Genomic DNA, 22,756 nt, shown 5'->3' with positions numbered 1-22,756 from the left:
ATGGCTGGATACGGAGGTATATATGAAGTTAAAAAGGTGCATATCAGCCGTGCTTTCTGCGGCAATAATAGCAGGAGCAATCCCAAGCGGCTATATATTCACAGGCAATGCAGGCGGAGCTCAGGCTTCAGAGTATTCCATTGCCACATCATCAGGCATAACATATCATAAATACTCAGACCACGTTGAACTGAGCAATGCAGCGGTATCGGGAAAGATAGAGGTACCTTCACAGATAGCAGGACTGCCTGTAACTATTATCGGCGATAATGCATTTGCAGGCAGAGAAGTAACGTCGGTCACATTGCCGGAAAGTGTTGCTGAAATAGGCAGATATGCTTTTAAGGACTGCCGAAAGCTTGAGGAGATAGTGATATACAATAAGAACTGTACTGTATCAGACAGCGGTGATACCATATGCAACTCAGCAGGCAGCGGAAGCAATGCGGCAGTATACACCGGAAAGATAGTCGGAACTGAAAGCTCTCCTGCCTCTGAATATGCTGCCAAGTATAAGTACAGCTTCGAGGCATTGGCGGTCAAAACTCTTGCAGCAGCCACATCAACAACGTCAAAAACTACCACAACTACATCAAAAACTACCACTACAACATCTAAAACAACCAAGACTTCCACAACTACTTCAAAGACAACAACTACGACCTCAACTACTTCAACTGCATCTACTTCTACTACCACCACACGTACAGCAGTACAGGGCAAGCCAATATTTAAGCTCAGCCGTACAGAGGTATATCTAAGTGAGGCACAAAACCGTAAAGAACAGGTCACTATCACAGTTGAAGGCGCAGAAAAGCTCTACAGTGAGACGGTGCTCTATGTTTATTTTGACAGCAGACTTAAAATAGGGGAAGCCACAGCAGGTCAGGCTATCGAACAGCTCACAGGTGAACAGGCTTTAGGCGACACTAAGGACTTCATCGTCCTTACAACAGGCGGAGCGACCGACGCAGGCAAGGACGGACTTATGTGGACAGTAGATGTTACACTTCCTGCTGACTGCAAGGTTGGAGATGTGTTCAGCTTTGAGGTAGGAAAGTCAAAATACGGGAAGATACAGCCTCTCTTTACTAATTTTGCCAACGATGACAAGGGCAAGACAATGACTAAATTCATATTCAGCGACGGACTTGATAAGGGCAGCATAACCGTAATAGCTGATCCGCCTTACGCAATGGGCGATATAAATAACGATAAGCTTGTGGATTCAGTTGATGCTTCTGTACTTATGAAAGAATATGCATATATATCCAGCGGCAAGGAATCTACATTCAAAGATGCACGACAGGCACTTGCAGCAGATGTAAATAATGACGGCATGGCAGATGCAGTCGATGCGTCACTGATACTTGCTTATTATGCATTTAATTCGGGAACTGATGAAAAAACAGACTTCAGTGACTTTATCAAAAACAGAAAATAGAAGATGAGCCCCGAGGCAAAGCCTCGGGGATTTTTGTAGGGGACGCCCTCTCTTGCAGGGTGTCCCCTACATTTCGGGCGGATGATATCCGCCCCTACAAACTAATCACTCCTCACTAACCGCTAACGGCTTTTTTGCGGTTTTACAGCAGCAGGCGCAGTGTACTGAGACTGCGCCGTTTTCTTTTATCACGGCGGTAAGCTCACGGAGCGTACTGCCTGTAGTGCAGATATCATCAACTATGAGGACGCGCTTGCCTTTGAGCTTTTCACCGTCAGCAGAAAAAGCATTTTTCAGATTGAGCGATCTTTTCAGATGGTCGAGCTCTTTCTGAGCGCGGGTGCGCCGTGTCTTGAGAACAGCTTTTGCCTCAACGGGAATACCGAGGATACGGCTTATCTCTTCAGCGATGAGCTGTGACTGATTGAACCCTCGTCTGCGCAGATCCTTTTTATGCAGCGGTGCAGGAACGATAATGTCAATTTTCTCATTTATTCCCTCAGCTGATAAACGTTCGGCGAGTATACTTCCGAGAGCGTAATCAGCGTTGCCGCCTATACCGTTTTTCATAAGGAATATAGCAGGCTTTATCGAGTCGTCATACTCAAATGCAGCTGTAAAGCTTTCCGCACCCGCGATACTGAACTTTCCATCATAAACATTCAGCTTTTCTTCGCAGGACTTGCAGAACTTGTCCATAGCACCGATGATGTCGCCGCATACGGGACATCTTGTGGGAAAGAAAATGTGCAGTATCCTTCTTTTAGTTACAAATCTCATATCATCACCTAAATCAAAAGCTCCGTGGTCACGGAGCTTTTATCTTTTAAAAATACATATATAACTGGCACTTTATCATGCCGTTGTAGAGCTTTCTGCGTTTGTGAGCATCTGCTCCGAAGAACTTCTCAAACTCCTCATGGGGGGAGATGATGTAGCTCTGCTTACTGCCGCCCTTGCCGAGAACTTTTCCCATTTTTCTGTAAATATTCTCAGCCTCTCTCAGCTCAAGGAGTCTCTCGCCGTAAGGCGGATTACAGATAACAATGGAATTTTCGGGCTGAACAAACTTAGTTATGTCAGCCTGTTCAATAGTGAGTCGTGACTTGATACCGGCTTTATGGGCATTGTCAAGAGTAAGAGCAACTGCCGCATCGTCGATATCAGCGCCTATACCGTGGAACTCGGCAGACCTGTCAACACTGTCGATAGCTCTTTTTCTTTCCTCCTGCCAGATCTTTGAGTCAAGAGAGCCCCACTTTTCAGCAGCAAATCTTCTGTTGATACCCGGAGCTATTTTCAGAGCCTTCAGAGCGGCTTCGATAAGGAGAGTACCACTTCCGCAGAACGGATCGCATACTATGGAATCAGGACGGACTCTTGCAAGGTCGATAATTCCTGCTGCTAAAGTCTCCTTGATAGGAGCTGCATTTGAATTCCGTCTGTAGCCGCGCTTGTGGAGTCCCACACCGCTTGTATCCAGATATATGGATACAACATCTTTAAGTATGCTGAACTTTATCTGTACCGTAGGACCTGTTTCATCGAACCAGTTTATACCGTACTTGGCTTTCAGCCTTTCAACAGCAGCCTTTTTGACTATGGACTGACAGTCGGGAACGCTGTGCAGAGCCGAGTTAAGTGAATGACCCTTTACAGGGAAAGCATCCTGAGGACCTATATAGCGTTCAAGCTCTATAGCCTTTACGCCCTGGAAAAGCTCTTCAAAGGTCGTAGCCTTGAATTCGATAAGCTCAATGAGCACACGCTCGGCAGTTGACAAGCAGAGATTAGCACGGGCGAGGATATTCTCGTCGCCCGTGAAGCTTATTTTACCGTCGCTGACCTTTAAGTCAGTACCGCCGATCTTTTGTATTTCGTACTTTAATACGCTTTCCAGACCGAAGTGGCATGGACAGCATAATCTTATTTTATCGTTCAATTTATCACCTGTTTTTAGTATTAAACGCCGCCTGCGGCATCTCCGCCGCCAACAGCAGCACCACCGCCTGCGTCACCGCCGCCAACAGCAGCTCCGCCGCCTGCATCACCGCCACCGGTATATCCGCCTGCACCTGCGTCACCGCCGCCTGTATATCCGCCTGCGCCTGTATCGCCGCCAGCAACAGCACCGCCGCCTGCATTTCCTCCTGCTGCGGCTCCGCCTGCCGTGTCACCGCCTGTTGCAGCATTTGTAGTTGTCTGAGCAGGAGCAGTATAATGAGCGCCCTGACAGTACGGTGGCGAGTAATTATCAGTAACCTCTGACTTCCAGTAGCCGATAGCTCCCTTTCCGCAGCCTGCGCCTGCGATAAGACCTGTGCTTGTACACATAGGCATTTCGATTACAGTCTTGACCTTTTCAAAGTCGCTCGGTGTATCAGGATAGTGTGTATTTGCCCAGTCGCCAATGATATTTCTCCAGATCTTTGCAGAGATACCCGACGGGATATTAAGAGGATCCTGCTTGTACTTGAAACCTGTGGTTATACCGCTGATAAAGTCAGGTGTAAGACCAACAAAGACTTCATCGTACCAGTCCTCGGTAGTACCTGTTTTACCGCAGACTGTCTTATTTGAGAGTATTGCGGCTGTACCTGTACCGTTCTGGACAACGTTCTTGAGGAGACGATTCATAACATAAGCAGTCTCATCTGAGATGACCTGTCTCGGATTACCGTTGTTCTGATAGATTATCTGCTGAGTGCTGTCCTCTATCTTTGAGATTATGTGAGCTTCGTTGTATATACCCTCATGTCCGTAAGGGAGATAAGCGTTAACAAGGTTTTCAAGAGTAACACCTTCATGGAGAGAGCCGAGGGTAAGAGGTGAAGGACCTGATTTATCGTTGGGAACAAGATCAAGTCCGAGCTTTTCAGTAGAGAATTTCCATATTTCATCAACGCCGAATTTTTCACAGAGCTGAGCAGGGATGGTATTGAATGAGTTCTGGAGAGCTCTCCATACAGGGATCTGTGCGCCTGTACCCGCAGCTCTTCCGTAGTTGTAAGGCCATGGATTGCCGTCCTCACCTGTCATTGTAGCTGAATCGGGGAATGTGGTGCTCCAGTGGAGGAGATTGTTTTCAAGTCCGTAGCCATAGCCGGATATAGGCTTGATAGTAGAACCGACCTGACGCTTGTTCAGTACTGCGTAGTTATCAACGAGAGAACCTGTCTTTTCGCCTACATTTCCGACTGCACAGAGTACCTCACCGTCATAGTTCATAGCGATGAAGCCAACGTGAGGAGTATATACCTCAGGCTTTCCGTCGGGGTGACCGAGAGGCTCAAGGTCAAGCTCGTGAGTTACCTGACTTACATAAACAGGGTAGAAATTCTCGAGGCTTGACATTTTTTCCTCGACGTATTTCTGCATCTGGTCGTCATATGTGGTATAAACTCTGTAGCCGCCCTTCTGGAGTTTTGTCATCGCCTTTGAGTAATCAAGGTCGAACTTGTCCATGAATATCTTGACAGCTTCATAATAAGTAGCATCAACTACCCATGTATAAGCCTTTTCTCTCTCTTCAAGCTCCTTAGCGTCATCTTCAGGGTGGAGCTTTTTGTACTCCTCGGAATTTCTGAAGAGAAGGGGAGTAACAAGGTATTCCTGATACTCGTCGTAGGTTATTGCGCCGTTCTCATAGAGCTTGTAGAGAACGTATTCCTGACGGGGCTTGTTGTTGGCACGTCCGTCAACTACGATAGGCTCATTTGGATCGTTGTCCCTGTGATAGATAACATCGGGACCGTATTCCTCAGGGCTCTTTGGTATAGCAGCAAGAACAGCAGCCTCGGGGATAGTGAGGTCGTCAACGCTCTTACCGAAGTAAGTGATAGCAGCCTGCTGTATACCGTTTACAGGACCGCCGAAGCCGATATAGTTGAGGTACTCTTCGAGTATCTCGTCCTTTGAGTAAGTTTTTTCAAGCTGCATAGCCGAGAAGATCTCACGTATCTTACGTGACGGAGAAGGCTCGTCATCACCTGTAAGGTTTTTGATGAGCTGCTGAGTGATAGTCGAACCACCCTGTTCTGTATCATAGAAGTGGAGGAACAGGTTGAGAAAAGCGGAGAAAGTACGCTTATAGTCAACACCGTCGTGTACGTAGAAACGCTCGTCCTCGGTATAAACAAAGGCATTTCTTACGTGCTGGGGTATTCTGTCGATAGAAACAGGGATACGCTGGAAGTCGCTCTTTATTCTGTGGATAACAGCAAGCTCCTTTTCGCCGTTCTCATTTGTTTCGTTTCCGTAGAAGTAGGTATCGCTTCCCGATTCAAGCTGCTGCAGTGTAACGTTTGTGGAGTCGTCCATAAAGTTGAGTACATAAGCAGCCATAGCTGTACTTACGATAGTACCCGTGATTATGATGACCAGCAGCAGAGACAGCAGGGTAGTAGCGATGACAGTCATCAGCTTTTTGAAAACAATGTATACCTTGCTGTGTTTTTTCTTTTTCTTTTTTGGGGGTGTCTGGCGGACTACTCCTCCGTTGCCGTATGGACTTTGCTGAGGAGAAGCGTCGAAATTTTTATCTTTCATTTTGTCAGAATGACCGTCTTAAAGCGGCGGCAGGCTCCTTTCAAAGATTTTATATGTATTTGGTTATGTATATAAATATACATCTTATATTATAGCACGTTTGAGATGAAATGTTAAGAGCTTTCGGAAAATTCGGCAATTTGTATAATATCGAAAAAACGGGCGATAATAATTAAGGCAACACCGCACAGATTAAGCGAATATCCGACAGGTGCTGCCTGAGTGATAATACTTCAAGGGAGTAAAAATATGACATACAGAAGTGCAAAGAGAATATATTTTACCATAGTTTCTGCCATAACAGTCTCAGCCTTTATGGTAATATGCACACTTGGTCAGGCTGTACGCAGGAAAAAGGTCGAAACGCGGCTTGCAGCGGCTGCCATAGAGCAGGAAGAGCCCGAATATACAGTCCGCGAGTACGGCGGACGGGCGGTAGTGTTCCGCTGCGGCAGTGATGAGCCTTATATCTATGTAGACGTTGATATGTCACTGCTTTCCGATATGGACAGGGAGCAGCTCCGCGAGGGTATAAGCTTTGATACCGACCGTGAGCTGCGGCAGTTCATCGAGGATATCTCCTCATGACTTCTTCGGCGGCTTTCGGTGCTTTTTCTTTTTTCTGACGGAGAAGCCGAAATCCCCAAGCTTTCTGCCGATAGCGAAATACTCACCGTGAGCGAAAGCCATAAGTCCGCACTGCTGCAAATTCAGCTTGCCCTTGCTGTCGATGTATTTTTCATCAGCGTCGATACCGACTATCTCAGCAAGAAACATGGTATGAGAGCCGAGAAGCTTTGACTCCGTAACTCTGCACTCAAGACTGAGAGGACATTCCTCGATAAGGGGTGCACTGACCTTTTGAGCGGGTACTGCGTGAAAGCCGCAGGCTGCAAGCTTATCCATATCCCTGCCGCTTTTGACTCCGCAGAAGTCAGTCTCGCGGCACATCGCCGAGGTAGTGAGATTTATGACGAATTCACCCGACTCCTTGATGATGTCGTGGGAGTAGCGTTCGGGACGTACCGAAATATAGGTCATAGGCGGTCTCGTACATACGATACCCGTCCAGCCGATAGTGAGGACGTTAGTTTTTTCCACAGTGCCGCAGGTAACGAGGGCGGCAGGCACGGGAGCAAGCAGGGTGCTGCCCTTCCAGAATTGTTTAGCCATTTTTTCTCCTTTGGTGATCCTTGTTTTTTACAGGCGACGACTGACTGCCGCCGATGAGATACTTGTAGTCTCTGAGGTTGTATTTTCCCTTTTCACGGGTGACTGTTCCGTAAAATATCGCGTCCTTCGGACAGTTTCCGATACACGCCATGCAGTGTGTGCAGGTATCGCCCCATACAGGCTTTTTGTTCTTTATGATGATATTGTTCAGCGGACATACTCTCGCACATTTGCCGCAGCCGATACAGCTGTCGGTGGTGAAAAAGTCCTTTGCTTTCATCTTGTACTTTGACCATACGGGATTGAAGGGGATAGTGATTATCTTTTCAAACAGGAAGATATACCGCGATTGCAGCTTTTCGCCCTTTCTGATCTTATCTGCGATCTCGTTCACTTTCTCACAGGCGTTGTCAAGACGCTCCTTTATTTCTTCCTTTGTCTGCACGGGATAATGGCTGATAAAGTAATTACGCGGCATTACTATCTCGTTATATCCCTTGAAGCACAGCTTCTTGTGCCTTGCTATCTTTTTGGCAAGATATCCCGATATACCGCCGTAGCCTGCACTGTTGACGATGAAATATACGTCTTTGCTGCCCTTCAGCGGCACTTTTTTTATGTAATCACTGAAAAAGCGCGGCATTTCGCATACATACACGGGAGCACATATAACGAAGGGCTTATCCGAGCGTATCTCGGAGTAGTCCTTATTTTTTATCCTTTTAAGGAGATTAAGGCACTCATCGCCTGTCTTTTTTGCAAGCTCGGAAGCCAGAAACTCCGTATTTCCCGTAGCTGAGAAATATAATATCATATTATTCCTCCTAAAACAGTTGCTAATCCATTATAGCATTATTGGAACCGACTTGCAACTTATTTTATGCTTTTTTCAGAAAAACACTTACAGGGTGTGAGTTTCGACAAAATCCTGCATCATGCAGTGGTATAATGAGGCATGAAAAGGCTGCAAAGGGCAGCGAAAAGGAGGTACAGCATTGAAAATAGATATAAAAAGTGAGAATGGAACGGCAATTGCCACTCTCAGCGGTGAAATTGACCACCACAACGCAAAGGAGCTCCGCGCAGAGCTTGACCGCTTCATAGTCAGCGCACAGCCGCGGCAGCTTGCCATAGACTTCGGCGGCATAACCTTTATGGACAGCTCGGGCATAGGACTTATAATGGGCAGGAGCAAGCTGATGAAGGAGTGCGGCGGCGCACTTGAGGTCCGCAATCCGCAGCCATACATAAGACGTGTGCTGAAGCTTTCGGGCATAGAGAGGATAGTAAAAATACGATAAAGGAGAAGAAAAATGGAAATACTCAACGAGATAAAATTCACCATGCCGTCACTTTCGGTAAACGAGGGGGCAGCAAGAGCAGTGGTGTCATCATTTCTGATACAGGCAGACCCAACTGTGGAGGAGCTTTCCGACATACGGACAGCAGTATCGGAAGCAGTGACTAATGCGGTAGTCCACGGCTACAGGCATAAAAAGGGGAATATCGAGCTTACAGTGCGGCTGCTGCCCGAAAGAGTGATATACATAAGAGTCAAGGATAAGGGCTGCGGTATAGAAGATGTGGAGCAGGCGATGGAGCCGCTTTTCACCACAGCTCCCGAGGAAGAGCGTTCGGGACTGGGCTTTTCGGTGATGCAGTCCTTCATGGACAGGCTTAAAGTGAAGAGCACTCCCGACAAAGGTACTACCGTCATCATGAGAAAGAGGCTTTCAGCACATGGAGACTGAAACAAAGAAGCCTGTTGCGGAAGAAAATCTGGGACTTGTACACCTCTGCGCAAACCGCTTCCGCGGACGGGGCATAGAGTACGATGACCTGTATTCAGCAGGATGTATCGGACTGCTCAAAGCGGTAAAAGCATTTGACAGCGGACGTGGAGTGAAGTTCTCAACCTATGCCGTACCTGTGATACTCGGTGAGATAAAGCGGCTTTTCCGCGACGGCGGAGCTATCCGCGTCAGCCGCGGTCTGAAAGAGCTTTCCCTGCGTCTGCAAAGGCTTTGCGAGGATTTCCGACAGCGTGAGATGAGAGAGCCGACTATCACGGAGCTTGCACAGCTTTCCGGTGCAAAAGAAAGCGACGTATCCGAGGCGTTATGCGTGAGCCAGCCCCTCATATCTCTTACAGCAGGTGACGATGACGAGGGGCAGACTGATATCCCTACGGAGTCCCCCGACGAGAGCATAACCGATCTGCTTGCCCTGCGCCAGATAATGTCACGGCTCGAACCAAATGACAGAGCACTTCTTGAGCTGAGATACTTCAAGGGGTTAACTCAGTCAAAGACCGCAAAGGCACTTGGTATGACGCAGGTGCAGGTGTCAAGACGCGAAAAGAAGCTCCTCACACAAATGAGGGAGGAGCTTCTGAGCTGAAACCTCATGTTTTTTCATGCAAAGTCAAAGTCAGAAAAAACTCCTGCACCAACACTTGCGGCAGCGGCAGGCAAATGACTGATTATTGCTGAAATATGCAAAATATCGTTGACAATCAGGACAAAATGGGTTATAATGATGTTGACAATTTCGTAAAATTGCTGAAAATTTATATTGAGAGGGGTCTTAATATGTCAAAATCATTTTTTAAGAGGCTGGCAGCAGTTTCAGCAGCTGCCGCAGTATTCATTCCTGCTTTAAATCAGCTTCCCGAGAGAGCGACTATCGCACTGGCTGCTCCCGACGAGTACCACGATGACTGGCTCCATGTCAATGATAAAGCACAGATCGTTGATATGAACGGCAATGAGGTATGGCTGACAGGTGTAAACTGGTTCGGCTACAACGTAGGAAGCCAGATCTTTGACGGTGCATGGTCGGCAAACGTTCATGACTGTCTTGATCTTATTGCAGATCACGGATTCAATCTTCTCCGTGTACCTATGTCCACAGAGATACTTCTCCAGTGGAAGGCAGGGAAGCCCGATCCCATAATCAAGCTCAACGAGTACAAGAACCCTGAGCTTACTGTTGAGGGAGTTGAGGGCGGTACTCCTATGTACAGCTTCGACATCTGGAACAAGGTAGTTGAATGGTGCAGAGAGGACGGCATCAAGATAATGATGGATATCCACTGCGCTACCACTAATTCCGCAGGTCATAACTTCCCGCTATGGTACGACAGCAGCTTCAGCGAAAAGGACTGGCTCGATGCACTTGCATGGTTCGCGGACTACTACAAGGACGACGATACCGTTATCGCTATCGACTTAAAGAACGAGCCTCACGGCAAAAAAGACGAGGGAAGCTTTGCAAAATGGGATGGTTCCTCCGATGCCAATAACTGGCGTTACGGCGCTGAAAAGGGTGCTAAGGCTTGTCTTGACAAGAACCCTAATCTTCTTATAATGGTAGAGGGTATCGAGGTATACCCGAAGATCGAAAAGGGCTATGACTGGAACTCGCCTTCTACCGACTACGCTCACTATGGTGAGTCCGAATATCAGCCGTATTACGGCGCATGGTGGGGAGCTAACTTCCGCGGTGTAAAGGATTTCCCCGTAGACTTAGGCGAGCATCAGAGCCAGCTGGTTTATTCTCCGCATGATTACGGTCCGTTCGTATATGAGCAGGAGTGGTTCCACTTAACAGGCACAAAGCCGAACTGGACAAGCTATAAGTTCGATGAGGAGTCTCTCCTTAAAGAATACTGGTACGACACATGGGCATATCTCGTAGAAGAACATAAAGCTCCGCTGCTCATGGGCGAATGGGGTGGCTTCATAGACAAGGTAAATGATCCGTCAGGTGCAAATACTCACTGGCTCACAACTCTTCGTGACTACATGATAAAGAAGCGTATCCACCACACATTCTGGTGCTTCAATGAGAACTCCTCTGATACAGGCGGACTCATGTACGATAACTTCCAGAAGTGGGACGACGAGAAGTACGAATTCGTAGAGCCTTCACTCTGGCAGACAAAGAGCGGCAAGTTCATAAGCCTTGACCACAAGATCCCGCTCGGAACAGCAGGCAACGGCGTTTCGCTTGGTGACTTTGTAGCTTCGGGCGAGGGCAGCAATATGGACGGCGGTACAAATGGCAGCGGCATAGTTGTTCCAAAGACAACAACTACTACAAAGCCTGTAACTACCACCACTACAACAACTTCTGCAACAACGAGCAAGACCACAACTGAAACAACTACAACTACTACAACAAGCAAGACAACTACTTCTGCAACAACTTCGACTACAGTAACAACTCCTCAGACAACAACGAGCGTTATTGATACTGACGGAGTATGGGGCGATGCTAACGGTGACGGCACAGTAGATATGTCAGACGTTGTTCTCATCATGCAGAGCCTTGCAAATCCTAATAAATACGGTGTGAACGGTACTGACAAGAATCATATCACAGCAGCAGGACTTAAATACGGTTCTGTTGTAAACAATAACGGCAGCGTTACAAACGGTGATGCTCTTGAGATACAGCTTTTCTTACTCGGAAAGCGTACTGATCTTACCCCTAAAGCTTAATAAGAACTGCGGCACGGTATTTACCGTGCCGTTTTTTATACTTCAAAAAATACTTTACAAACCACGGGATTTCTGGTATAATCATAATGAGTAATTATGTTTGAAAAGAGGTAAAACATTGGCTAACGACAAGATCAGAAATTTCTGTATTATAGCACATATAGATCACGGCAAGTCCACTCTTGCCGACCGTATTCTCGAAAAGACCGAGACTGTTGCCATTCGTGACATGGAGGATCAGCTTCTCGACAATATGGACATCGAGCGTGAGCGCGGCATCACTATAAAAGCCCGTGCAGTCCGTCTGAAGTACACAGCTAAGGACGGTGAGGACTATATATTCAACCTCATCGACACTCCCGGTCACGTTGACTTTAACTATGAGGTATCACGTTCACTTGCAGCCTGTGAGGGCGCTATCCTTGTAGTTGACGCATCACAGGGTATAGAGGCACAGACACTTGCAAATACTTACCTTGCTATCGAGCACGACCTCGAAGTCGTACCTGTAGTAAACAAGATAGATCTCCCCTCCGCAGACCCTGAGAGAGTATGCAACGAGGTGGAGAACGTCATCGGTATACCTGCAATGGACGCACCTAAGATATCAGCGAAAATGGGCATAAATATCGAGGAAGTCCTTGAAAAGATAGTTACCGATATCCCTGCACCTCAGGGCGATCCCGAAAAGCCGCTGAAAGCTCTTATTTTCGACAGCTATTACGACTCATACAAGGGCGTTATCATTTATGTCCGCGTAAAAGAAGGAAGAGTCAAGGTGGGGGACAATATCCGCCTTATGGCTACAGGAGCTGTTTTCAACGTAGTTGAGGCAGGCTTCATGGACGCTACCAACCTTGTGAACAACGGCAGCCTTGAAGCAGGCGAAGTTGGATATATAGCTGCATCTATCAAGAGCATCGGCGATACACAGGTAGGCGATACCGTAACTAATGACGAATGCCCATGTGATGAGCCTCTCCCCGGATACCGCAAGGTAAATCCTATGGTATTCTCGGGTATTTATCCTGCTGACGGAGCAAAATACGGCGACCTCCGCGAAGCGCTTGAAAAGCTCCAGCTCAACGATGCATCGCTTTCCTTCGAGCCTGAGACATCTATTGCCCTCGGATTTGGTTTCCGCTGCGGCTTCTTAGGACTTCTCCACATGGAGATAATACAGGAGCGACTTGAGCGCGAGTATAACCTCGACCTTATCACAACAGCACCGTCGGTTATCTACAAGGTAACACTTACCAACGGTGAGGTTCAGTATATCGACAACCCTACAAACTACCCTGACCCTGCGGTCATACAGGTGGCAGAAGAGCCTATGGTAAAGGCAAGCATTCTTGCACCGTCGGACTACGTAGGAAATATCATGGAGCTTTGTCAGGACAGACGAGGTGTATTCAAAGACATGAAGTATCTTGATGATACCCGTGTTGAGCTTCACTACGAGCTGCCGTTGAATGAGATAGTGTACGACTTCTTTGACGTACTGAAATCACGTACAAAGGGCTATGCTTCATTTGACTATGAGATGATGGGATATGTGCCCAGCAAGCTTGTCAAGCTGGATATACTCCTCAACGGCGATATCGTTGATGCCCTTAGCTTCATAATCCACACCGACAAGGCATATTCCAGAGCACGTAAGATAGCAGAAAAGCTTAAAGAAAACATTCCGCGCCAGATGTTTGAGGTACCGATACAGGCAGCTATCGGCGGAAAGATAATTGCCCGTGAGACAGTAAAGGCAATGCGCAAGGACGTACTTGCAAAGTGCTACGGCGGTGATATCACACGTAAGAAGAAGCTTCTTGAAAAGCAGAAGGAAGGTAAGAAGCGTATGCGCCAGCTGGGAACAGTAGAAGTTCCGCAGGAGGCATTTATGAGCGTTCTGAAGCTTGACAGCTGAGAACGGGAGGATATTATGATAAACTATATCATTATCGTACTGCTTGTGGTCATACTTGCCGCAAGTCTGATAACAGTCATCACCGAATACTTTATACCAAAGAATACAGACGCAGGCAGAGTACTGCGTGCAGTAAGGATAAGACTGCGTGAGAAGTCATTTACGAGCTTCTGTGTAGCTGCATTGGTCATCATGATATTTGCCCTTGTGACGGGTGACGATAATATGCGTGTGGTGCTCGCATCGCTTATAATAATGCTTATCACGCTGATAATCCTTCACCCCGAGGACCTGATAAGCATTTTCAGACACAGAAAAAAGAAAAAGAAAGCAGTACGTCTCGGACTTACTCCCAAGCTTGCAGGCGAAGTTCCCCTTGCAAAGCCTGCAAAGGAGCTCGAACCCGTAGTGGTGGAGGCTAAGGCAGTATCTGAGGAAGGAAAGGAATAATAATGAGTGTATATACTTGTCCGCACTGCGGCGAAAAGACATTTACTCCCATAAGAAAGGCTATGGCAGGGAATATGAAATCCAAAGGCAAGCCCTGTCCGAAATGCGGAATGCTCTGCGTGAACGGCAAGGGAGCAACTATATTTGATGCTATATACTGCCTTGTTGCATTTATTTTCGTTATCTATGTCTATCTTAACGGAACAAAGAACGAATGGTGGTATTATCACGAATGGCCAATAGTCTTTGGACTTGTCATGTCAATGCTTATTGTTCCGAGGATAGTTCATGCGTTTTTCTTCAAGCTTACAGAGTCCATACGCATAGACGCATACAAATGAGTACATTAGGTATATATATCCACGTACCTTTCTGCGGCAAAAAATGTGCTTACTGTGATTTTTATTCCGTAAACTGGACTAAATCACAGGCAGAGGAATACGTCGGGGCAGTTCTGCGGAATATCCGTCATTACGGTGACTGCGGAGCTAAAGTTGATACTGTATATTTCGGCGGCGGTACTCCGTCGCTTCTTTCTTCTCTACAGCTTGAAAGCATTATGACCGAAATAGGCAGATGCTTTTCTCTTGACAGCGATGCGGAGATAACTCTCGAAGCAAATCCCTGTACCCTTACCGTGGATAAACTGAAAGAACTGCGCAGTGCAGGCATAAACCGCCTTTCCATAGGCGTTCAGTCCATGATAGATGACGAGCTTAAAACTCTTGGCAGAGTACATTCTGCGGTGAGAGCGGAGCAGGCTGTAACAGACGCGGCAGATGCAGGCTTTGAAAATATCTCCTGTGACCTTATGATTGCGCTTCCCGACCAGAAAAAGGAGAGCCTGCAATACTCAGCGGAAAGGCTGACGGCTCTGCCTGTACAGCACATCTCGGCTTACATACTAAAGACCGAGAGCGGCACTCCCTTTGACTGCGAGGAGATACGCCTCCGACTTCCCGACGAGGACGCGGCTGCGGAGCTTTATCTCGAAATGGTGAAGCTTCTTGAAGAGCGCGGTTTTATGCAGTATGAGGTGTCGAATTTTGCAAAGCGCGGCTATGAGAGCAGACACAATAGCCGCTACTGGAAGTGCAGCGACTATCTCGGCATAGGTCCTGCGGCGCACTCCTGTTATAAGGGAAAGCGTTTTGCGGTTGAGCGTGATGTTGCGGATTTCATAGCAAGTGAATTTCAGAACATAACGGTAACGGACGAAAGTCCATGCGGCTTTGAGGAGTTCGCAATGCTCAGGCTAAGGCTGAAAGAGGGACTAAGGCTAAGCGATGTTTCTGAGCATCGCAGTGATATAGAAAAGAAAATGCCGTCTCTTATCAAGGACGGCTATGCAGAGACAGACGGAGAGCGGATTTGGCTGACCGCAAAAGGCTTTCTCATGTCAAATTCCGTTATCGAATATCTTATTTTCTGATTATTCAGGTGGTGAATCAAGTGGAAGATGTAACCGAATATAAATGCCCGTCCTGCGGAGCACCAATGCGCTTTGATATAAACGACCAGAGCATGGTATGCCGCTTCTGTTCAAAAAAATACGACATTGAATATGCACGTTCACATTTTGATGAAATAGCCGATGATAAGCTCTCGGATTTCGACTGGGTAGACAGGACGAAATATGTGTGGGAGCCCTATGAGCAGGAAAAGCTTGAGGAATTTGAATGCTCTTCATGCGGCGGAAAAATAGTAACAAAGTCCTTTTATGCGTCTGCCAGATGTCCTTACTGCAAGCACTATGTGATAATCCACTCTGATCTTGACGGCGATATCCGTCCCGATAAGGTGATACCTTTCAAAGTGACCTCAGCGGAGTTCTGGGATAAGTATACCGAATATCTGTCTGAGTTCAAAAGAGTACCGAAGGAGTTCCACAGCAAGTCCGCCAAGAAGGATATTATCGGATACTATATCCCAATATGGCGGTACAGCTGTAAATACGAACCCGAGGAAAGCTACAGCGTGATCGTAAATGATTATCCTATACTTGCCAATGATGCAGATGTGAAAGAAGATGTCTTTTATGCGCTGCTGCCCTATGACTACAGCGAAGCAGAGGAGTTCAGCGAGTCATGTCTTACTGGATTTTGTGCCAGCAGATATATTATCGGTGCGGAAAACGCAATGAAAATGACAGACTCGGTCTTAAGGATGGATTATAACGTTTACATAAACGCTGTTTTTTTACTGAAAAAGGATGATGAAGAGCCTTTGGATACAAGCGAAAAACTGGACAGGCTTATGAATGAAAGTCTGAATCAGTATATGCGTAACCGAAAGCTTGCATATTATCTTGTACCTGTATGGCTTCTGAAAATAAAGTATAACGATGAAGAATTCACGTATGCCATGAACGGACAGACTGGAGAAATGAGAGTTGACAAGCTTCCAAGAAAACCAAGACTGAAATCCGTTTTCTGGTCAGCGTTTGCGTTGATAGTTTTATTTATATCGCTACTGTTCATTTATAAAAACAATGATCTTTTAAGGAGCTCCAGTGTGGTATTAATATTTTTTCTGTGCATAGGGATCATTTTAATAATAGCGTTTTATGCCTTTGCAAGGGAAGTAGTCAATGCAATACCGATCAAAAAAGTCTACTACAATTCAAAGCGTTATGACGAGCAAAAGATCTGGAGCTTAGACGACTTCTCATCAAAACACCTGTCCAAACGAAAACGCAGAAGATAAAAACCACCCTTAACGGGTGGTTTTATTTATGTAAGGTCAGAGATGATACGCTCAAATGTAGCGATATCCTTATCGTAGGTTTTCTGCATATCTGCCTGTGAAGCGTCCATTAAATCTTTAGGCTTGCGGAGCGCAAAGAACATATCATCGGTTATGTAACTCTTCGGGATCCCCAGCTTTTCAGCAAAATCAGTGTCCTTGAGGTAGAAGAAATATTTTTGTACATGAGGATTATCCGGATACAATGTACTGAGGTCTATCAGTGACTCCTCAGGTGTGACGATAAGATCGGTAATGGTTTTTTCATTGCCGATTATCATAATGCCTTCATCGTTATTGAGGTAAGTAGTAAGCTTATTTGTAACTCCGTTCTGGTAATTTGCGTAATCGTCATCGCCGTAGGGAATATAGTATACTGAGACCTCTGTTTTGCCGTTTTTATTTGAGTCCTCGCCGAATTCACTGAAGTATTCTTCAAGGTAAACCGAGTTGCCCACAGCAGCGTTATCGCAAAGCATAAGTATTATCATATCGGGACGGGGCTTTGTAACAATGTCGTATATCAGGTAAGAGCCAAGAAAGACGAAGAACACGGCAAGTCCCAGCCACCATTTGTTATGATAGAAGAAATTGCTTATCTTTTTTCCGAAGGTGAGTTTGATCTCTTCTTCCTTTTCCTCGTGAATGGTCTCGCTTTCTTCAATAATTCCCTGCTTCAAGCGCATAAGCTCGATCTTTTCATCAAGGAGCTTTTTTTCGTAAGCCTCCTGTTTTTCCTTTTCGCGCTGAGCGTACTGACGTTCAAGCTCTGCCTGCTTGGCTTCAAGCTCTTCCTGACGCTTCTGCTGCATTTCCTTATTTACTTGGAAAACACTCTTTTGTATGTCAAGCTTTTCATCGTCATCTGTTAGCGGTCTATTGTTCTGATTATCCTTCATGAATATATCCTTTTATGGTAATGGGCGGCAATTGCCGCCCTTATGTTTTTATTTATCAAGACTTTTAAGTGTGGGGAAGAGCAGTACGTCTCTGATAGACGGACTGTTTGTGAGAAGCATTACAAGACGGTCGATACCGTAGCCGATACCGCCTGTAGGAGGCATACCGATCTCAAGAGCATTGAGGAAGTCCTCGTCTGTACGGTTAGCTTCTTCGTCGCCCTGACTGAGAGCTTCTTCCTGAGCCTTGAAACGCTCACGCTGGTCGATAGGATCGTTGAGCTCAGAGTAAGCATTGCACATCTCTCTGCCTGTGATAAAGAGCTCGAAACGCTCAACATAGTCGGGAGCATCAGGCTTCTTCTTGGTAAGAGGAGATATCTCTATGGGGTGATCCATGATAAATGTAGGCTGAATGAGGTGCTCCTCAACATAAGCCTCAAAGAAGAGGTTGAGGATATCGCCGCGCTTATGGCGGTTCTCATACTCTACGCCCTTTTCGTCAGCTATTTTGCGAGCTTCTTCAAGAGTCTTTATCTCGTTGAAGTCAACGCCTGAATACTTCTTTACAGCATCTATCATAGTAAGGCGCTCGAAAGGCTTGCCGAGGTCGATCATGTGCTCACCGTAAGGAACGCAGGTAGTACCGCATACCTCCTGAGCAACATGGCGGAACATATTCTCTGTAAGATCCATCATTCCGTAGTAATCAGTATAAGCCTGATAGAGCTCCATGAGAGTGAATTCAGGGTTATGACGAGTATCTACACCCTCATTGCGGAAAACTCTGCCGATCTCATAAACTCTTTCAAGTCCGCCTACAATGAGTCTCTTTAAATAAAGCTCAAGACTGATACGGAGCTTTACATCTTCATCGAGAGCGTTGTAGTGAGTCTCGAAAGGTCTTGCAGCAGCACCGCCTGCATTGGAAACGAGCATAGGAGTCTCAACTTCCATAAAGCCCTGATCGTCAAGGTAACGTCTGATAGAAGATATTACCTTTGAACGCTTGATGAAAGTGTCCTTTACCTCGGGATTGATAACGAGATCGAGGTAACGCTGACGGTATCTTGTATCTGTATCTCTGAGACCGTGCCACTTTTCGGGAAGTGGGAGAAGTGACTTGGTGAGCAGAGTAATGCTCTTTGCGTGGATAGAGATCTCGCCCTTGCGAGTTCTGAAAACGTATCCCTCAACACCGATGATATCACCGATGTCCCACTTTTTCTTGAATTCCTTGAAAAGGTCTGCACCAACATCGTTGGAACGTACATAGACCTGTATACGGTCAGACTTGTCACGAACGTCGATAAAGTTAGCCTTACCCATATCTCTCCAGCTCATGATACGGCCTGCGATACGGATAATATTTTCGTTAAGCTTTTCAAGCTCAGCAGCCTTTTTCTCTTCGTCATCGCCAACAGCAGCAAGTATCTCGGCTTCCTTTGCCTCGTACTCCTTCTTGTAGTCAGCAGCGTGACCTGTAACGTCAAACTTGGTTATAGTAAACGGGTCGTGACCAAGCTCACGGAGATCAGCAAGCTTATCGAGTCTGTCCTTCTTGAGTATATTGATATCCTGTACAGGCTCTTCCTCAGCCTGAGCAGGGGTGTTTACCTGATTTTCGCTCATTTTAAATGTCCTTTCGCATTTTACTTGGAGATCTCAACGACCTCGAATTTCAGCTCACCTGCGGGAGCTTCAACGATGAATATATCGCCGACTCTCTTTTTCATAGCAGCCTTGCCGATAGGGGACTCGTCTGAGATAAGTCCCTCTCTTACGTTAGCGTGGTTTGTACCAACGATAGTGAAAGTCTCGATCTTGCCGTTGTCAAGGCGTTTGATAGTGATCTTGGAGCTCATACCGATCTCGTCAACGGAAATGCTTTCGTCGTCAACGATCTCAGCGTTGTCAATGGTATACTGAAGCTCCTGAATATGAGCTTCGAGGATAGCCTGCTCGTTTTTAGCTTCGTCGTATTCAGCGTTCTCGGAGAGGTCTCCGTAAGAACGTGCGACTTTAAGTCTTTCGGCAACTTCCTTACGTTTATTGATTTTAAGGTCATCGAGCTCAGCAACGAGCTTGTCGTAGCTTTCTCTGGACATCTTCTTTGTAGCCATATCAATGCACTCCTTATATATTTAATAATAAATAGCATTACATACAATTATACTATATTACGCAGAAAAAGTCAACCCTGAGCAGTCAGAAAAATAAGAGCTAAGAACTAAGAGTTAAGAGTTTAATTTTCGTTGGATTAAAGTTTAGAATTGAGAGTTGAGAGTTTGAGGAGAGTATTTCTCCGCCTGTAAGCCTTGATGTGTCAGTAAATTCCTTTGTTATCAAACAAAAAGGCGCACAATGTGCGCCGAAACCAATCATTTATTATTGTCCGAGGAGAGACATAGCAGCGTCTATAGCTCTGTTTTTCTGTTCATCGTACTCCTCAAAGGTGTTTTCAACAGTATAATCGGGTACAAGTCCCACGCCGTCGTAGCACTCCGAGACAGTAGTTTTGTACTTAGCGACTGTAAGGACTACAGCGCCGTTTTTGTCGAATTCGGTAGTCTGCTGCATAACGCCCTTGCCGTATGTTCTTTCGCCCACAAGGACAGCACCGCCGAAATCACGGAGAGAAGCTGCAAAAAGCTCTGCTGCACTTGCAGTATTGTTGTTTACCAGCACCACCATTGGGATATCAAGCTCGGTTGCGTCCGAATATACGAGAGTCTCACTGTGACCGTCCTTGTATTCAGCTGTAGCTATAACTCCCTCAGGGAGAAGCGGATCAACGCAGTCTGAAAGTGAGTCAACTATACCGCCGCCGTTATCACGTACATCAAAGACAATAGCCTTAGCGCCGTTTGAAGTAAGACGCTCAAGGGTATCAATGAACTGCTGTGGAGTATTCTTTTTAAAGCCTGATATCTTGATATATCCGACCTGTTCGTTTATCATTTCGCCGCTGACCGTTATCATTTCGATAGAGCGTCTTGTGAAGGTATAGTCCTTGTCGATACCGTCTCTGCGGACAGTAAGCTTGATCTCTGTGCCTTCTGTACCGCGCATGGACTCAACAGACTCTTCAAAGCCTGCTGCAAGAACGTCAACACCGTCAATTATGGTGATAACATCGCCTACCTGAAGTCCTGCATCTACAACAGGGGAATCCTGCATTATTTCAGCAATACGGATATATCCGTTATCGTCCTTGCTGAGAGTAAGACCAAGACCAACCAGCTGACCTTCGTCCTCACTTTGCTCGCTGAGGTACTCTTCTTCGGTAAGATATCTTGAATACTTATCGTCAAGGCCTGAGATATAACCCTTTAGGATACCGTCGCTCAGGTCGTTTTCGTTGATATCGCCGAGATAGTTCTCGCGGACGTAGGAATCCAGCACCTGAAGCGAATTGTATTTCTTACTTTTTTCGTTTACATCGACGACCTTTTTGTTGAAGCTCTGGAGTGAGAAGAAGGAAGTCAGTATGAACGTTACCGCAGAAGCGATAGCGATAAGGCTCAGTGCAAGACCGAGGCTGATTTTCTTATTCATATTATCATCGCTTTCTGACAAAAATTCGGGCAGTTGAGTAAACTGCCCTTGTTTTTGATATTAACTTTTTTACGGACTAACGTAGCCCATAGGATCCTGAGCAACACCGTTCACACGCACCTCGAAATGGAGATGAGCGCCTGTTGACCAGCCTGTAGAGCCGATATATCCGATTACCTGTCCCTGAGATACGTACTGACCTACAGAAACTGCTGCTGAAGCAAGGTGACCGTAGAGAGTAGAGTATGTACCATCGTGGGATATTACAACATAGTTGCCGTAACCGCCGCCGCATCCGCAGCTGCTGTTTTTAGCATAGTCATGAGTACATGAGTTGCATACAGAGATAACAGTACCGTCCTTTGCGGCGCAAGCAGCACCGCCGTGGATACCTGCATCACCGATATCTATACCTCTGTGGGTAGTACCCCATCTGTAACCGTAGCCGCTTGAGATATAGCAGAAGCCGGGTGCAGGCCATGCAAAGCCTGATGCAGAAGGAGCGGGGATATAAGCAGGTTCGCTGTATGTAGGAGTATAGGACTCGCCGTTCTGTGCAGCCTGCTGAGCTGCGGCAGCCTGAGCCTGACGGGCAGCTTCCTGTTCGGCAGCTACTCTTGCCTCGTAAGCTCTCTGAGCTTCTTCAGCCTGTCTCTGTATCTCAGCCTGTATCTGAGCGTCGAATTCTGCGTTCATAGCAGCAAGATCAGCCTTATCGCTTTCAAGTGTCTGCTGCTCGAGGGAGAGACGATCTATCTCAGCCTGACAAAGTCTTGTCTTTTCGTAGTAGATCTCCATTTCAGCGTCTTTTTCTTCCTTGCGCTTTTTCTGCTCGTCAAGTCTCATTTCGAGAGTGAGCTTTTCAGACTCAAGGTCTTTCTTAGACTGCTCCATGGCATCGATCTCGCTGAGTATCTCGTTTATAAGCTCCTCATCGTAAGAAGCTATACGGTTTACCATTTCCACTCTTGAGAGCATATCGTAAAAGCTTGATGTACCGACTACAACAGTAGCGAGGTTATCGTTGCCTGTAACGTACATAGCGCACAGACGTTCCTTGAATACCTCGACCTTCTTGTCGATAGCTTCCTGCTGGTTTACGATAGATGCATCAAGTGTATCAATGTTGTTTTCTGTAGTTTCGATATCCGAATTGATGCTATCGAGCTCCTTGTTGAGGAGAGCGATATTGTTCTTTATGATCTCTATCTGATCATTAAGGGTTGCCTGATACTGTTTTTCCTCGTTTTTGTTTCCTTCGAGTGAGTCGATCTGTGACTGAAGATCTGCGATCTTTGCTTCGTTTGCTTTTCTTTCTTCCTGAAGCTCTGCAATAGTTTTAGCAGATGCCTTTGTACCGCCGTTGTTCGAGTAAATAGTGTAAGCGGTGATCATACCTAATGATAATGCGGAGCAAGTAACGAAAGAAAGAGTTTTTTTGACAATATTTAGCTTTTTCATAATTAAGCTGCGTATCGGACCGAGAAATTGCTGTCCGAATGCACACTCCTTT

At 46.3% G+C, this 22,756-nt stretch carries 21 protein-coding genes; 11 read left to right on the top strand and 10 right to left on the bottom strand.

Translation table 11 applies throughout. The features are described from left to right. Positions 1-22: 22 nt before the first annotated feature. The gene (locus tag L870_RS18345) at positions 23-1,444 is read left to right on the top strand and encodes a leucine-rich repeat protein (protein WP_028517007.1); all 1,422 of its coding nucleotides are present in this window, start codon (positions 23-25) and stop codon (positions 1,442-1,444) included. A gap of 105 nt (positions 1,445-1,549) precedes the next feature. On the opposite strand, the gene L870_RS0103835 is transcribed toward L870_RS18345, so the two are convergent. Genes L870_RS0103835 through L870_RS0103825 form a run of 3 tightly spaced genes read right to left on the bottom strand, consistent with a single transcriptional unit; the run spans position 1,550 to position 5,992 of the window. Beyond that, entirely contained in the window at positions 1,550-2,224 is a 675-nt protein-coding gene (locus tag L870_RS0103835; RefSeq protein ID WP_028517006.1) for a ComF family protein, read from the bottom strand. Between the two features lie 46 nt (positions 2,225-2,270). Then, positions 2,271-3,386 (bottom strand): THUMP domain-containing class I SAM-dependent RNA methyltransferase, encoded by a 1,116-nt coding sequence (locus tag L870_RS0103830; RefSeq protein WP_028517005.1) that lies wholly within the window; start codon positions 3,384-3,386, stop codon positions 2,271-2,273. 20 nt (positions 3,387-3,406) lie between these two features. Continuing rightward, the gene (locus L870_RS0103825; RefSeq protein WP_028517004.1) at positions 3,407-5,992 is read right to left on the bottom strand and encodes a transglycosylase domain-containing protein; all 2,586 of its coding nucleotides are present in this window, start codon (positions 5,990-5,992) and stop codon (positions 3,407-3,409) included. A gap of 249 nt (positions 5,993-6,241) precedes the next feature. Between L870_RS0103825 and L870_RS0103820 the strand changes: the two genes are divergently transcribed. Beyond that, positions 6,242-6,580: a hypothetical protein gene (locus tag L870_RS0103820; RefSeq protein ID WP_028517003.1), complete on the top strand. Its 339-nt coding sequence runs from the start codon at positions 6,242-6,244 to the stop codon at positions 6,578-6,580. On the opposite strand, the gene L870_RS0103815 is transcribed toward L870_RS0103820, so the two are convergent. Further along, on the bottom strand, positions 6,575-7,165 hold the full coding sequence (locus L870_RS0103815) for a flavin reductase family protein (protein ID WP_028517002.1): 591 nt from the start codon (positions 7,163-7,165) through the stop codon (positions 6,575-6,577). The two genes, L870_RS0103820 and L870_RS0103815, sit on opposite strands and share 6 nt — an antisense overlap. After that, positions 7,158-7,979, bottom strand: a complete 822-nt coding sequence (locus L870_RS0103810; RefSeq protein WP_028517001.1) for an EFR1 family ferrodoxin — start codon at positions 7,977-7,979, stop codon at positions 7,158-7,160. Before L870_RS0103810 ends, L870_RS0103815 begins: the two co-directional genes overlap by 8 nt. Positions 7,980-8,160: 181 nt before the next feature. Here L870_RS0103810 and L870_RS0103805 point away from each other — a divergent pair, with 181 nt between their 5' ends. From L870_RS0103805 to L870_RS0103765, 9 genes are all read left to right on the top strand, one after another. Beyond that, a complete protein-coding gene (locus L870_RS0103805) occupies positions 8,161-8,466 on the top strand; it encodes an STAS domain-containing protein (protein WP_028517000.1) in 306 nt (101 codons plus the stop codon). A gap of 12 nt (positions 8,467-8,478) precedes the next feature. Continuing rightward, complete coding sequence (gene spoIIAB / locus L870_RS0103800; protein WP_028516999.1) at positions 8,479-8,916, top strand: anti-sigma F factor; 438 nt, start codon at positions 8,479-8,481, stop codon at positions 8,914-8,916. Further along, complete coding sequence (locus L870_RS0103795; RefSeq protein ID WP_028516998.1) at positions 8,906-9,565, top strand: sigma-70 family RNA polymerase sigma factor; 660 nt, start codon at positions 8,906-8,908, stop codon at positions 9,563-9,565. The genes spoIIAB and L870_RS0103795 overlap by 11 nt, the downstream gene beginning before the upstream one ends. Positions 9,566-9,756: 191 nt before the next feature. Next, complete coding sequence (locus L870_RS0103790; RefSeq protein ID WP_028516997.1) at positions 9,757-11,670, top strand: cellulase family glycosylhydrolase; 1,914 nt, start codon at positions 9,757-9,759, stop codon at positions 11,668-11,670. 118 nt (positions 11,671-11,788) lie between these two features. After that, complete coding sequence (gene lepA, locus L870_RS0103785; protein WP_028516996.1) at positions 11,789-13,591, top strand: translation elongation factor 4; 1,803 nt, start codon at positions 11,789-11,791, stop codon at positions 13,589-13,591. A gap of 15 nt (positions 13,592-13,606) precedes the next feature. Continuing rightward, positions 13,607-14,041: a hypothetical protein gene (locus tag L870_RS0103780; RefSeq protein WP_028516995.1), complete on the top strand. Its 435-nt coding sequence runs from the start codon at positions 13,607-13,609 to the stop codon at positions 14,039-14,041. A 2-nt stretch (positions 14,042-14,043) separates the two neighbouring features. Further along, positions 14,044-14,382: a hypothetical protein gene (locus L870_RS0103775; RefSeq protein WP_028516994.1), complete on the top strand. Its 339-nt coding sequence runs from the start codon at positions 14,044-14,046 to the stop codon at positions 14,380-14,382. Next, positions 14,379-15,473 (top strand): radical SAM family heme chaperone HemW, encoded by a 1,095-nt coding sequence (gene hemW, locus L870_RS0103770; protein ID WP_028516993.1) that lies wholly within the window; start codon positions 14,379-14,381, stop codon positions 15,471-15,473. The genes L870_RS0103775 and hemW overlap by 4 nt, the downstream gene beginning before the upstream one ends. Positions 15,474-15,493: 20 nt before the next feature. Continuing rightward, positions 15,494-16,747, top strand: coding sequence for a TFIIB-type zinc ribbon-containing protein (locus L870_RS0103765; protein ID WP_028516992.1), 1,254 nt, complete (start codon positions 15,494-15,496; stop codon positions 16,745-16,747). Positions 16,748-16,773: 26 nt separating this feature from the next. Here the strand turns inward: L870_RS0103765 and L870_RS0103760 are convergent, their stop codons facing one another. The 5 genes from L870_RS0103760 to L870_RS18340 all read right to left on the bottom strand — a co-directional run bounded on the left by L870_RS0103760 (position 16,774) and on the right by L870_RS18340 (position 22,704). Then, positions 16,774-17,685, bottom strand: coding sequence for a hypothetical protein (locus tag L870_RS0103760; RefSeq protein WP_028516991.1), 912 nt, complete (start codon positions 17,683-17,685; stop codon positions 16,774-16,776). Between the two features lie 48 nt (positions 17,686-17,733). Continuing rightward, positions 17,734-19,317, bottom strand: a complete 1,584-nt coding sequence (lysS, locus tag L870_RS0103755; RefSeq protein WP_028516990.1) for a lysine--tRNA ligase — start codon at positions 19,315-19,317, stop codon at positions 17,734-17,736. A 20-nt stretch (positions 19,318-19,337) separates the two neighbouring features. Further along, entirely contained in the window at positions 19,338-19,808 is a 471-nt protein-coding gene (greA, locus tag L870_RS0103750) for a transcription elongation factor GreA (RefSeq protein WP_028516989.1), read from the bottom strand. Positions 19,809-20,073: 265 nt separating this feature from the next. Further along, the gene (locus L870_RS0103745; RefSeq protein ID WP_028516988.1) at positions 20,074-21,243 is read right to left on the bottom strand and encodes a S41 family peptidase; all 1,170 of its coding nucleotides are present in this window, start codon (positions 21,241-21,243) and stop codon (positions 20,074-20,076) included. Positions 21,244-21,312: 69 nt separating this feature from the next. After that, positions 21,313-22,704: a murein hydrolase activator EnvC family protein gene (locus L870_RS18340; protein ID WP_028516987.1), complete on the bottom strand. Its 1,392-nt coding sequence runs from the start codon at positions 22,702-22,704 to the stop codon at positions 21,313-21,315. Between the last annotated feature and the right edge of the window lie 52 nt (positions 22,705-22,756).

Origin of the sequence: Ruminococcus flavefaciens ATCC 19208 (genome assembly GCF_000518765.1) — a bacterium.
GTDB lineage: Bacteria > Bacillota > Clostridia > Oscillospirales > Ruminococcaceae > Ruminococcus > Ruminococcus flavefaciens.
Note: the sequence above shows the minus strand (reverse complement) of the source record. Positions and strands in the feature narration are given on the sequence as shown.